This window comes from Streptomyces sp. NPDC012510, assembly GCF_042955065.1.
Taxonomy (GTDB): Bacteria; Actinomycetota; Actinomycetes; order Streptomycetales; family Streptomycetaceae; genus Streptomyces.
In genome coordinates this window covers 1-11,780 of record NZ_JBIBEN010000047.1, presented here as the reverse complement: position 1 = coordinate 11,780, position 11,780 = coordinate 1, and the positions used below count along the sequence as shown (strand labels likewise).

Here is an 11,780-nt window from a genome sequence, read left to right as displayed (position 1 = left end):
GCCGATGTCGGCCTTCACCACCTCGGCACCCAGCGCCGTGAGCTCCCGCGCGGTGTCCGAGTCGGGGTGACGGGTCAGCGCACGTACCGCGAACCCGCCACCGGCGTCGGCCAGGATCGCCCTGGCCAGCCCGCCGCCCTGGGAACCGGTCGCGCCGACCACCGCGATGACCCTCTTCTCCGCCACGGCCTTCTCCTTCTTGTTGGGTCGGGGACGACACACCCCTACTGCATGTCACGTCATCCAACTCGGCGCCCGAAGGTGCACAACGTGTCAGATGATGTGTCATGCACGCTAGGCGGAGGTGTATGACATGTCAAGCACCCAGGTAAGCTCGCTGCGTATGAACGACACACCCGCGTGGCTGAGCCCCGCCGAGCAGCACGCCTGGCGTGCCTTCATCCGCCTGCACCAGAAACTCTCGGCCAGGCTGGAGCGTGACCTGAAGGCGCACAAACTGTCCGGCGCCGACTTCCAGATCCTCGTCGCCCTCACCGACACCCCCGACGGCCGGCAGCGATTCCAGGACCTCGCCCACACCATCGAGTGGGAACAGAGCCGCCTGTCCCACCAGATCGCCAGGATGACCAAACGCGGCCTGGTGGCCCGGGAGGAATGCGCCGAGGACGGACGCGGTGCCTTCGTCGCCATCACACCGGCCGGCCGCAAAACCATCGAGGCCGCCGCACCCCACCATGTGGCCGCGGTCCGCCGCCTGGTCATCGACGTCCTCAGCCCGGACGAACTCGCCGCCCTCGCACGGCTCTCCAACCTCATCCTCGAACAACTGGACAACGAGCCACCGTGACCTTCGCACGGGTGACACGGCCGGTGACCTCGGCGGACGGGGGGTTGGTGGTGCGGTGCTGCTGTACGTCCACCGCGCCGCGCACCACCCGCTGCACGCCTGCGGCCCGTACGGTACCCACGACCATGCGTCACCGACCCGTGCTGCCGCCGGGTCGTCGCGGCACCGGACGAGAGCGACACGGTCACTCGGGCCGTGCTGGAGGCAGGCGGATTCGTCCGCGTGGCGAAGGCCGATCTGCCGGATGAGTGCGTGGTCCTGTCTGCCGTCGAACCACCGCGTCTGGCGGGTGTGTCGTGTCCCTTGACGACATGCCCCACTGACCCGCTCCCGATGCGTCTGCGCTCCGGTCGTGCCAAGAGCCCGGCCGCCGCCGAGCGCTGCCCGGCCGGGCACACCACGGGTTCGGGGTCAGCCGGCCGAAGTGCGGCGCGCCAGCGCCACGACACGGCTCGGCGTGATGCCGTACGTCTGCTTGAAGACCCGGCTGAAATGCGCCACGTCGTTGAAACCCCACCGGAAGGCGACGTCTGTGACGGTCCGCTCCCCGGATCCGTGCGCGAGTTCCCGGTAACAGACTTTCAGGCGCCGCTCGCGGATCCAGCGCCCCACCGTCGTGCCCGTGCCGGCGAACGCGAGGTGCAGCGTGCGCACGGAGACGTCGAGTGCTTCCGCGACCGCCGAGGCGGACAGCTCCGGGTCGTCGAGACGATCCTCCACATAGCGGCGGACCCGGTTCAGGAGGGCCGTGCGGGCGCTCGCCGAAGGGGACGCCTCCACGGTGGGCACGAGCGCGGAGTCCAGGGTGTCGAAGAAGTTCTGGCAGGCGATGGCGAGTCCCGCGTCCGAGAGGTGGTCCAACTCGCGGACGATCGCGCGTAGCTGATCGGCGGCGATCGCCGCCAGACCGGTGCCCGCCCCGACCGGCACGGGGCCGCTCGCGCGGGCGGCCGCGGCCGCGAGCCCCTGCGGGACCATGCCGCGCGGAAGCAGGAGGGAGAGCTCGTGGTGGGGCTCGACCGCGTCGAAGGCACGCGCGAGGTCGCTGTCCCACACCAGCAGGTCGTGGGGGCCGACGGCCACCTCGCCGTCCCCGTACCGGCACACCAGCCGGCCGCTGAGGTTGATCAGTACCCCGATGCGCGCGGGCCGTCCCTCGGCGTCGTCGGTCCTCCGGCCCGCGTAGCGTCCGCCCTGGAACTCGGCGACGGTGAGTTCGTCCAGGCTGCGGTAGCGGACAGCGGCCCGGAACCGGTCGGGCTCGGGAAATGTCAGCGTCCACGGGAGGTGCAGCTCGGGCATCTTGCGCGTCCACGCGACGGGCGCACGGTTGTGCGACAGTCCATCGGTCGACCACGTGCCGGTACCGACCATCCCGAACACCTCCGCGAGCAGTGCCACCACCATTGTGCAGTGCATTCCTGCCACGCGGGGGAGGGCAACAGGCTGTGCCGTTCTGCGGACCGCGAGGCCGTGCCGGGGGGCATGAGGAGTGGGGCCGGCTGCACAAACGTACAAACCGGGTTGCGCTCTGGGACAAGCGGTGCCGTCGCCCGTTGCGCAGAGTTCTCCTCACCGTCACCCGCGCCGAGCCCTCCCGAGAGGGTCTCGGCTCACCACGGAAGGACCCAGCGGTGAGCGAATTGCGTCCGGTCGTCCTCTACGGAGCCAGCGGATCCACCGGCCGACTGGTGGCCGAATACCTGCGTGAATACAGCATCCCGTTCGTGGCCGCCGGCCGGAACAAGGTCCGGATCCAGGAAGTCATGGACAAGGTCCCGGGGATCGAGACCGCTGACTACGAGATCGCCGAGGTGGACGGTTCTGTCGAGTCCCTGACCCGGCTGTTCGAGGGCCGGAGCGTCGTGTGCAACGTCGTGGGCCCGTTCCTGCGCTACGCGGCCCCGGTCGTGGAGGCGGCGATCCGGGCCGGCTGTCACTACCTCGACACAGCCGGTGAACAGACCCATATACTGCGCCTGCTCGACGAGTGGGGCCCGCGTTTCGCCGAGGCCGGCCGAGTCGCCTCGTCCGCGATGTCGATCCAGTACGCGCTGCACGACATCGCCGCCCGCATCTGTCTGGAGACACCCGGCGTCGACTCCCTGGAGCTCGGCTCGTACGCCAATGCCATCCCCACGGTCGGCTCCACCCAGTCGATCTTCGACGTGATGCGGGCGGAGGCCCACTACCTGGAGGACGGCCGGCTGAAGAAGTACGACCGGGTGACCCGCCAGGACCTCGTCGTGCCCGGTTCGGGCTACGTCGTCACCGGGCTGAACTGGGGCGGCACCGCGATGCCGGTGTTCTTCCGGGACGACCGCCGGGTGCGCAACTGCCGCATGTTCGTCGCGATGCGGAACGAGGACATCTACAAGCGGGTCATCGACCTGGAGCGCCTGTTCAAGGTGTCCCTGCAATGGCTTCCGGAGGAGACCCTGTACCCGGTGCTGGACAAGATGGCGTCCGGCATGACGCCGGGCAGCCCGCCCCGTGAGAACCGCCAGATCCACCGCTCCATCGACTGGTGCACGGCGCGGGGCAACACGGCCACCGCGCGGGTGGTCATCCACAGCAGCACCGGCTACCAGATGACCGGCCTGATGCAGGCGTACGCGGCCTCCCGGCTGCTCGGCTCCACTCACCACGGCACCGGTTTCCGCTCACCCGCCGAGCTGCTCGGTCACCGTGAGCTCATGGGCGCCCTGGAGTCGTACGGCTTCGCGCGCATCACCGAGGAGAGCGTGGCGTGAGCGCGCCACCGGTGTGGATCGCCGGCGTCGGCATGACCCCCTTCGGTGTCCGGCGGGACGCCTCCGTCAAGGACCTGACCAGGGACGCCGTCACCGAGGCACTCAAGGACGCGGGCGGGCGGCTCGGTGACGTGGACGCGGCGTACTTCGGCAACACCTGCCAGTCGGTTCTGGAGGGCCAGCTGGTCGTCCCGGGCCAGATGGCGCTGCGCAGCATGGGCTTCGAGCGGATCCCCGTGATCAACGTCGAGAACGCGTGCGCCACGGGAGCGACGGCCCTGCACCAGGCCGTCCTGCACGTCCGCTCCGGGGCCGCCGACGTGGTGCTGGCGGTCGGCGTGGAGAAGACCAACGTCGACGACAAGCGCAGGATGCTCGGCCTGTTCGACGGCGGCGTGGACGTCAACGACCCCGACGGCGTACGGGCGGTGCTCCGCGAGCTCGGCGGCGACGTCCCCGACGACGCCGGCGTGCCGCGCAGCATGTTCATGGACATCTACGGGGCGCTCGCCCGGTCGCACATGAAGACGTTCGGCACGACGAAGAAGCACCTGGCGCTGATCGCGGAGAAGAACCACGCACACGCGGTCTCCAACCCGCTCGCGCACTTCCGCAAGGCCATGTCGGCCGACGAGATCCTCGCGGCCCGCACGGTCACCGAACCCCTGACCGTCCCGATGTGCGCGCCCCTCACTGACGGCGCCGCCGCGGCGATCGTCTGCAACGAGGCGGGCCGGGCACGCCTCGGGGGAAGCCGGCACGTCCGCGTACTGGCCTCGGTCCTAGGCACCGGAACCGTGCGCCCCCTGGCCGACTGGGAGCACTCGGTCAGCAGGCTCGCGGCGCAGGACGCGTACGAGCAGGCAGGGATCGGGCCGCAGGACGTGTCCGTCGCCGAGGTGCACGACGCGTCGGCGTTCGGCGAGCTCCTCCAGACGGAGCTGCTGGGACTCTGCGAGATCGGGACCGGAGGCGCGTTCGCCGCATCCGGCGCCACCACCCTGGGCGGGTTCCTCCCCGTCAACCCGTCGGGCGGGCTGGAGTCCAAGGGCCATCCCATGGGCGCCTCCGGCCTGGCACAGATCCACGAACTGGTGCAGCAGCTCCGCGGTGACAGCGGAGCCCGCCAGGTCCCCGGCGCACGTATCGCGCTGGCGGAGAACGGGGGCGGCATGTACGGCGGCGAGGAAGCCGTGGCCGCGATCACCGTCCTCGGCGCGTAACCGGCAACTGTTGAGACATCCCCGAACGGAGCCCGCCATGACCTACAAGACCCTCGCTCTGCGGCGCGAAGGCCGCATCCTCCACGTCGACTTCGACAACGCACCGCTCAACCTGATGACGATCGAGATGGTCGGCGAACTGTTCGACCTGGCAGGACAGCTCGTGTTCGACCGCGAGACCTCGGTCGTGGTCTTCGGCAGCGCCAACCCCGAGTTCTTCCTCGCGCACTTCGACCTGAACGACCTGTTCCGGGCGATGAGCGACCCCAACGTGCCGCAGAGCAAGTACGACGACATCAACGTCGTCCAGGCACTCACCACCATGTGGGAAGCGCTGCCGCAGGTGACCATCAGCCTGGTCGACGGCATCTGCCGCGGCGCCGGACTGGAGTTCCTCCTCGCCACCCACATGCGTTTCGCCACCCCGGAGAGCCGTCTGTGCTTCCCCGAGGCATCCGGCGGGTTCCTCCCGACCGGCGGAGGCACCACCCGCCTGGCCCTACAGATCGGGCCGGCCCGTGCACGCGAAGTCGTTCTGTCCTCCCGCGACTTCGACGGCGAGGAGGCGGCCGCCTACGGCATCGTCAACCGCGCTCTGCCCGCGGACGACATCTGCGACTACGTCGACGACCTCGCGCAGCGGCTCGCCGCCCGCTCCGCCGGCTCCGTCGCGGCTGTGAACGAGGTGTTCACCAAGGTCCACAACAGCGCGGTCGACGCCCAGTTCTCCGGCTTCGGTGTGGAGAACAACGCGATGCGGACGCTGCTCGCGATTCCCGCCGTCCAGGAGCACCTGCGGAAGCTGGCCGGTCTTCAGGACGTCGAGCACGAACTGGACCTGCCCGCCACCATCGCGGCGCAGGGCGACCTCACCACGGCCAAGTGAAGGAGGGGGAGGTGACGATGGCACAGCAGACCGAACAGAACGTCTCCGACGAGGTGCGCCCGGGCCTGCCGCACGTGGAGCTGACCGGCTTCGAGCCGCCGCTCGGCGACGACGAGCGTGCGGTCCAGCAGGCGATGCACCAGTTCGCCCGCGAGGTGATGCGTCCGGCAGGCATCGCGATCGACCGACTGAGCGCGGAGGAGGTCGTCGCCCCGGACTCCCCGTACTGGCAGTTCCTGAAGACGGCGGCGGCCTCCGGCATCGAGTTCGACGCGACGGTCGACGGGGTGCCTCCCCAGGCCCTGGCCCGCCTGCAGGGCATCGTCGTCGAGGAACTCGGCTGGGGCGACGCCGGCCTGGCCGTCTCCCTGGGGGCCGGAGCGTTCCCCAAGCTGATGGCGGCGCGGTCGGGCAACCAGGAGCTGGTCGACCTGTGCGAGGGCAGGCTCGGCTGCTGGATCGGCACGCAGCCCGACCGCGGCTCCGACGGCCTGAGCCTGTACCCGGCGGAGCGGCACGCCGCCGCCCGCCAGGGCAACAAGGGCAACCTGACCGCCAGGGTGTCCGGCGGCGAGATCGTGATCAGCGGGCAGAGCTCGGCCTGGGTGTCCAACGGACCGGTCGCCCAGGTCGGCCTCCTGACGATCGCCGCCGACTACGGCGAGGGGTTCTTCGACGCGGAGGGCCACCCGCGCGGTGTGGAGGTCGTCGTGCCGCTCGACCTGCCGGGGGTCAGCCGGGGCAGGCCGCTGGAGAAGCTGGGCAAGCGAGCCCTGCCGCAGGGCGAGGTCTTCTTCGACGACGTGAAGGTGCCCGCCCGCTTCGCCCTGTCGCTCGGCGACGCCTACTGGCCCGGTCACGCGTCGACCTGGTCCTCGGCCGGCGTCGCCATGGGCCAGATCATGACAGGGCTGGCCCGGGCGGCCTTCGAGTACGCACTGGAGTACTGCCACGAGCGGCGGCAGGGCGGCGCGCTGCTCGCCGACCACCAGCTGGTGCAGTACCGGCTGGGCGCCATGGCCCGCAAGCTGGAGACCATGCGCGCCGTCTCCCGGCGGGCCACCGACTACACCTTCCTGTCGCCGAAGAAGCACCCCTACTACACGGCCGGATCCAAGGTGACCTGCACCGACCTCGCCTTCGAGGTGGCCGACGAGGCGCTGCAGCTGTTCGGCGGTTACGGACTCACGCGCGAGTACCCGATGGAGAAGCTCTTCCGCGACGCCCGGGCAGCCCGCATCGAGGACGGCGAGAACCACCTGCTGACCATGAAGTTCGGCCACCTCACCGCGCTGCTGCACCGCGCCGGCTGGGCCAGGCCCTGAGCCGCTGACGATCGAAAGGAAACACCCCATGGCAGTGACCGACTTCTTCGATCGCGGCTGGCGAGCCAACCCGGACGGCGTGGCGTTCATCGCAGGCGAGAGGTCCTTCACGTACCAGGAGATCGGGGAGCTCTCGTGTCGCGTGGCCCATGCCCTGCTGGAGCGGACGACCGGCCGTGAGGCGAAGGGCGCAGTGCTCGCTGCGAACGACCCGGTCGCGTGGGCCTGTGTCCTCGGGCTGTGGCGGGCCGGGCTGGCGTGGGTTCCTGTCAACCCCGCCAGTCCGCCCGAGGAGATACAGCGACTGCTCAAGGGATTCGACTGCGAGGTGCTGTTCTGCCACGAGCCGTTCCTGCCGGTCGTCGAGAAGCTGCGCCCCGACCTGGACGAGCTGCACACCGTCGTCTCGCTGGGTTCCGAGGCGGTCACCGCGTCCAGCGCCGGCGGCATCACCTTCGAGGAATTCCTCCGCGACGCCCCTGCCGACCGCCCCGACTTCAACCCCTCCCCGGAGTCGGTCGCCGGCATCATGCCGACCGGCGGCACGACCGGAGCCCCCAAGGGAGTGATGAACACCCACCGGGGTCTGAGCGTCAGCGCCGTGCAGCAGATGCTCGCCGCCTCCTACCGGGAGGACGACCCCGTCGTGAACCTCGTCGCCGCACCGATGACGCACACGGCGGGCACCCTCACGCTGCCTTGCACGGCTCGCGGCGGCACGGTCGTCGTGATGAGCCGGCCGGATCCGGTGCAGCTGCTCGACCTGATGGAGAAGCACCGCGTCACCGAGCTCTTCCTGCCCCCGACCGTGATCTACCGGCTGCTGGAGATCCCCGGCATCGAGCAGCGGGACTTCTCCTCACTGAAGTACCTCATGTACGGCTCCGCGCCCATGTCGACGGAGAAACTGCGCCGAGCCATCGAGGTCTTCGGCCCTGTCATGTTCCAGGGCTACGGTCAGACGGAGGCACCGGCCGCGATCGCCTTCCTGCGGCCCGAGGAGCACTTCACCGACGGCAGGATCGCCGACGACTCCCGGCTGTCGGCGGCAGGCCGCCCCGCTCCGCTGGTACGCGTGGAGATCCTCGACGACAACGGCAGGATCCTTCCCGTCGGCGAGACGGGTGAGATCTGTGTGCGCGGCGACCTGGTCATGAAGGGCTACTACAAAGCCCCCGACAAGACCGCCGAGGCCCTCGTCGACGGGTGGCTGCACACCGGAGACGTCGGTTTCCTCGACGCCGAGGGCTACCTCCACATCACCGACCGCAAGAAGGACATGATCATCTCGGGTGGCTTCAACGTCTACCCGAGCGAGGTCGAGCAGGTCGTCTGGAGCCACCCGGCCGTGCAGGACTGCGCCGTCATCGGCGTTCCGCACGAGGAATGGGGTGAGGCCGTCACCGCCGTGGTCGAGCTCAACCCCGGTGCGCGGCTGACCGAGGAGGAGCTGATCGCGTACTGCCGGCCGCAGCTCGGCGGCATCAAGACCCCCAAACAGGTCGTCTTCCTGGACGTCCTGCCGCGCAGCGCCAACGGAAAGGTCCTGAAGAAGGACGTCCGTGAGCCGTTCTGGCGCGGCCACGAACGGCAGATCTAGTGCGGCACTAGCGAACGGTCAGAGGGTCCCCGAGGAGTACGGCGGGTCGGCTGCCTCCGTGACGGCGGCTGCCGAGGAACTCGCCTGCGTCGGCCCAGGCGTCGTGGCCTGTCCGACTCTCCACACCGACATGGGGCCCGTGTCCGTGCCATTGCCCCAACCGAGTCTTCGGACGTCCCCGATCATGGCCGCGCCGAGCTTCCTTCTCGCCGAGGCCGGTACGGCGTACTCGACGCATGTGTCCGTCTGCATGGCGGTCACGGCTACCTGACCGGACAAGCCCCGGGTCCCGACGAGATCGCGCGAAGCGATCGGTTCCGACCTGGGCCGGAGCCACCCCCTGTGCCCGCTGCTCTCTCAAGGAGAACCTCATGCCCGCTTCCACCGTCAACCGCCAATGGCTGCTGGAACGCCGCCCGGTCGGTGCTGTCACCGCCGAGGACTTCCGGTTCAACGAAGCCGACATCCCCGTGCCCACCGACGGCGAAGTACTTGTTCGCTCCCTGTACTTCGGCTACGACGCCAGCCAGCGAATCTGGCTGACCGACGACGGCGGCTACATGGAGCCGATCCAGATCGGTGAGCCGATGCGGACCATGGGAATCGGCCAGGTCGTCGCCTCACGAGACCCCGGTTACCAGGTGGGAGACCTGGTCGAGGGCTTCCTGAGCTGGCAGGACTATGTGCTCGCCCGTGGCGACGGCCCTATGCCGCTGCGCGTGCTGCCGCGTGCGGACCATCCACTGTCCTGGAACCTCGGCGTGTTCGGCGTCGGCGGACTGACCGCCTACTTCGGCATCACCGACGGCCTTCAGGTGAAGCCGGGCGACACCGTGGTCGTGTCGGCCGCGACCGGGGCCACCGGGTCGCTGGCCGTCCAGATCGCCAAGGCGCTCGGTGCCAAGAGGGTGATCGGTACAGCCGGTGGAGAGGAGAAGTGCCGCTGGGTGGTCGAGAAGGCCGGCTGCGACGTGGCCATCGACTACAAGACCGACAACCTCGACGCACGCCTGCGCGAGCTGTGCCCGGACGGCGTCGACGCGTACTTCGACAATGTCGGCGGCGACATGCTGGACACGATGCTGCTGCACATGAACCCGCTCGGACGCGTGCTGATCTGCGGTGCCATGTCATCGGACTACAGCGATGTCAAGCTGCAGGGCCCCAGCAACTACATGCGCATCTGCACCCACCAGCTCAGCGTGCGGGGCATCCTGCTGTTCTTCTACCGTGACCGACTCGCGGAGGGAGCGGCCCAGCTCGGAGAGTGGGTGAGGGAAGGCCGCCTGCACGTCGAGGAGCACGTTGTCGAAGGCTTCGAGCACGCCCCTGCCCTGCTACCGACGATGTTCAGCGGCAAACAGCCCGGCAAGCTGATCCTCAAGGTGGCGGACCCGGACTGAGTGCTGGCACGAAAGGACCGGGCCACCGGTGACGGTGGTCACCGGCGCGGCGGGCGGCATCGGGCCGAGGCCGCCCGCCGCCTGAGCAGTACCCATCGGCCGGCGCTGCCGGGCATCGACGGTGCGGCAGCCGTGATCGCGGTGCTCGATCGCTTCGGCGCCATCGACGGCGCCTCGTTCCAGCTCGCGTGCGGGACGGCGCGGTATCGGCGCCCCGCACGACGGCTGGGCCACATGCGCACCATCCGGCTCCCTCCCGTCTCCCGTCGTCCGATCGGACCGGCGAGGAAGCCCTTCAGAGGAGTGACACATCCATGACCCTCATGCGAGCCGCGCGCCTGCGCCTGCCCACCCACACGCTGACGATCGAGGAGGTACCCCGGCCGACACCCGGCCCCGGCCACGTGCTCATCGAGGTTGCGGCGGCCGGTGTGTGCATGTCCGACGTCCACCTCATCGACGGCACACTCGGCCGTCCTCCGCACCTCCAGGGTGACACCGTCACCGTCGGCCACGAGGTCTCCGGCACGATCGCCGAACTCGGTCACGACGTCACCCAGTTCACCCTCGGCCAGCGGGTGGTCCTGCAGGCGGGTGACATCAGGGGCGGGCAGATGCATACCCGCGGAGTGGACTTCGACGGCGGATGGGCCGAATACACCCTGGCGAGCGTCGAGTCCGTGTTCCCCCTGCCCGACTCCCTTCCGTTCGAGCAGGCGGCGATCATCCCCGACGCCGTGTCGACCCCGTGGGACGCCATCGTACGTACCGCCGCCGTCCGGCCGGGCGAGGCGGCCGGTGTCTGGGGCGTGGGCGGTCTGGGAGCCCACGCCGTGCAGTTGCTGCGGGCCGTCGGCGCTTTCCCGATCATCGCGGTCGACCCGGTTGCCGCCGCGCGAGGGAGGGCGCTGGACCTCGGTGCGGACCTCGCCCTCGACTCCGGCGACCCGACGTTCAGGGAGCAGGTACTGTCCGTCACCAAGGGACGGGCTCTGAACGCGGCGTTCGACTTCGCCGGCGTCACCCCCGTGTACGAGCAAGCCTTGAGCGTCCTGGCGCCAGAAGGCCGCCTGATCCTGGCCGGACTGTCCGGTCGGCCGCTCGTCGTGAACGACAGCACCATGTTCAGCTACCTGAAGCACGAGATCCGCGGGCACTTCGGCACCAAGCTCGACGCCGTACCGCAGCTCGTGGAACTCGTGGGCGGCGGACGGCTCGACTTCTCCCGGTCCATCACCGACGTACTGCCACTGGAGAAGGCGAGCGTCGCTGTAGAGCGCCTGCACACGAAGGAGGGCAACCCGCTACGCCTGATCCTCAAGCCCTGAGGCACACCAGGCCCTCACCAGTCCCGACCGACCGGGCCCTGACCTCGCACAGGCGCCATGCGCCTTCTCGTGTTCCGGCACCAGTGCCCCCGGTCACAGCCACTCCCAGGGTTCCCGTACCTCCCGTCGCTGCGCCGTGGACTCCCCGCTTCCGCAGAGGAACAACCCCCTGCCCTGCCGGCAGAAGGAGAGATCGTGAACCAACCCCTCTCGCTCGCGCATCTCGTGCGCGACCGTGCCGACACCGACACCTCGCCACCGTCGCCGGCCCAGATGCCCAGGATGTCGCGGTGTCCTTCGGCGGTCACGGCCATGACGACGTGGATCGGGCGGTTCGCGACCTGCCCGTCCCTGATCTTGGTTCTGTCGACGATCTTGTGATCCGGACGGTTGAGCGGGGTGTGCCGACTGTTCGCGATCATGCATCGGGTGCTCTCGTGATGTGCTCCTGGAG

General features: G+C 69.5%; 11 protein-coding genes and 1 pseudogene. 8 read left to right on the top strand and 4 right to left on the bottom strand.

Annotated features, from left to right (window positions below; genetic code table 11):
* The coding region (locus ACFY9I_RS41710; RefSeq protein ID WP_391012561.1) for an NmrA family NAD(P)-binding protein at window positions 1-186 on the bottom strand (186 nt) is incomplete at its 3' end.
* Between the two features lie 157 nt (window positions 187-343).
* Here ACFY9I_RS41710 and ACFY9I_RS41705 point away from each other — a divergent pair.
* On the top strand, window positions 344-808 hold the full coding sequence (locus ACFY9I_RS41705; protein WP_391012558.1) for a MarR family transcriptional regulator: 465 nt from the start codon (window positions 344-346) through the stop codon (window positions 806-808).
* 411 nt (window positions 809-1,219) lie between these two features.
* On the opposite strand, the gene ACFY9I_RS41700 is transcribed toward ACFY9I_RS41705, so the two are convergent.
* Window positions 1,220-2,215, bottom strand: coding sequence for a helix-turn-helix domain-containing protein (locus ACFY9I_RS41700; protein WP_391012555.1), 996 nt, complete (start codon window positions 2,213-2,215; stop codon window positions 1,220-1,222).
* Between the two features lie 227 nt (window positions 2,216-2,442).
* Between ACFY9I_RS41700 and ACFY9I_RS41695 the strand changes: the two genes are divergently transcribed.
* Genes ACFY9I_RS41695 through ACFY9I_RS41675 form a run of 5 tightly spaced genes read left to right on the top strand, consistent with a single transcriptional unit; the run spans window position 2,443 to window position 8,595 of the window.
* Window positions 2,443-3,561, top strand: a complete 1,119-nt coding sequence (locus ACFY9I_RS41695; protein WP_391012552.1) for a DUF5938 domain-containing protein — start codon at window positions 2,443-2,445, stop codon at window positions 3,559-3,561.
* Window positions 3,558-4,784, top strand: coding sequence for a beta-ketoacyl synthase N-terminal-like domain-containing protein (locus ACFY9I_RS41690; RefSeq protein WP_391012550.1), 1,227 nt, complete (start codon window positions 3,558-3,560; stop codon window positions 4,782-4,784). Before ACFY9I_RS41695 ends, ACFY9I_RS41690 begins: the two co-directional genes overlap by 4 nt.
* 37 nt (window positions 4,785-4,821) lie before the next feature.
* Window positions 4,822-5,670 (top strand): enoyl-CoA hydratase-related protein, encoded by an 849-nt coding sequence (locus ACFY9I_RS41685; RefSeq protein ID WP_391012547.1) that lies wholly within the window; start codon window positions 4,822-4,824, stop codon window positions 5,668-5,670.
* Window positions 5,671-5,687: 17 nt separating this feature from the next.
* Window positions 5,688-6,995: an acyl-CoA dehydrogenase family protein gene (locus ACFY9I_RS41680; protein WP_391012544.1), complete on the top strand. Its 1,308-nt coding sequence runs from the start codon at window positions 5,688-5,690 to the stop codon at window positions 6,993-6,995.
* A gap of 28 nt (window positions 6,996-7,023) precedes the next feature.
* Complete coding sequence (locus tag ACFY9I_RS41675; protein WP_391012541.1) at window positions 7,024-8,595, top strand: AMP-binding protein; 1,572 nt, start codon at window positions 7,024-7,026, stop codon at window positions 8,593-8,595.
* Between the two features lie 18 nt (window positions 8,596-8,613).
* Here ACFY9I_RS41675 and ACFY9I_RS41670 read toward each other — a convergent pair whose 3' ends face one another.
* Window positions 8,614-8,847, bottom strand: a complete 234-nt coding sequence (locus ACFY9I_RS41670; RefSeq protein ID WP_391012538.1) for a hypothetical protein — start codon at window positions 8,845-8,847, stop codon at window positions 8,614-8,616.
* Between the two features lie 119 nt (window positions 8,848-8,966).
* On the opposite strand from ACFY9I_RS41670, the gene ACFY9I_RS41665 reads away from it, so the two are divergent.
* Together ACFY9I_RS41665 and ACFY9I_RS41660 are read left to right on the top strand one after the other, a co-directional pair.
* Complete coding sequence (locus tag ACFY9I_RS41665) at window positions 8,967-9,998, top strand: zinc-binding dehydrogenase (RefSeq protein WP_391012535.1); 1,032 nt, start codon at window positions 8,967-8,969, stop codon at window positions 9,996-9,998.
* Between the two features lie 314 nt (window positions 9,999-10,312).
* A complete protein-coding gene (locus ACFY9I_RS41660) occupies window positions 10,313-11,326 on the top strand; it encodes an alcohol dehydrogenase catalytic domain-containing protein (protein WP_391012533.1) in 1,014 nt (337 codons plus the stop codon).
* A gap of 251 nt (window positions 11,327-11,577) precedes the next feature.
* Here ACFY9I_RS41660 and ACFY9I_RS41655 read toward each other — a convergent pair.
* Window positions 11,578-11,685, bottom strand: a pseudogene (locus ACFY9I_RS41655) (transposase); the annotation flags it as partial.
* Window positions 11,686-11,780: the final 95 nt, after the last annotated feature.

Bases quoted from the DNA above. Each gene is read 5' to 3' on its own strand.
- ACFY9I_RS41705 (WP_391012558.1), top strand. From the start codon at position 344: ATGAACGACACACCCGCGTGGCTGAGCCCCGCCGAGCAGCACGCCTGG.
- ACFY9I_RS41700 (WP_391012555.1), bottom strand. From the start codon at position 2,215: ATGGTGGTGGCACTGCTCGCGGAGGTGTTCGGGATGGTCGGTACCGGC.
- ACFY9I_RS41685 (WP_391012547.1), top strand. From the start codon at position 4,822: ATGACCTACAAGACCCTCGCTCTGCGGCGCGAAGGCCGCATCCTCCAC.
- ACFY9I_RS41680 (WP_391012544.1), top strand. From the start codon at position 5,688: ATGGCACAGCAGACCGAACAGAACGTCTCCGACGAGGTGCGCCCGGGC.
- ACFY9I_RS41675 (WP_391012541.1), top strand. From the start codon at position 7,024: ATGGCAGTGACCGACTTCTTCGATCGCGGCTGGCGAGCCAACCCGGAC.
- ACFY9I_RS41670 (WP_391012538.1), bottom strand. From the start codon at position 8,847: ATGCAGACGGACACATGCGTCGAGTACGCCGTACCGGCCTCGGCGAGA.
- ACFY9I_RS41665 (WP_391012535.1), top strand. From the start codon at position 8,967: ATGCCCGCTTCCACCGTCAACCGCCAATGGCTGCTGGAACGCCGCCCG.
- ACFY9I_RS41660 (WP_391012533.1), top strand. From the start codon at position 10,313: ATGACCCTCATGCGAGCCGCGCGCCTGCGCCTGCCCACCCACACGCTG.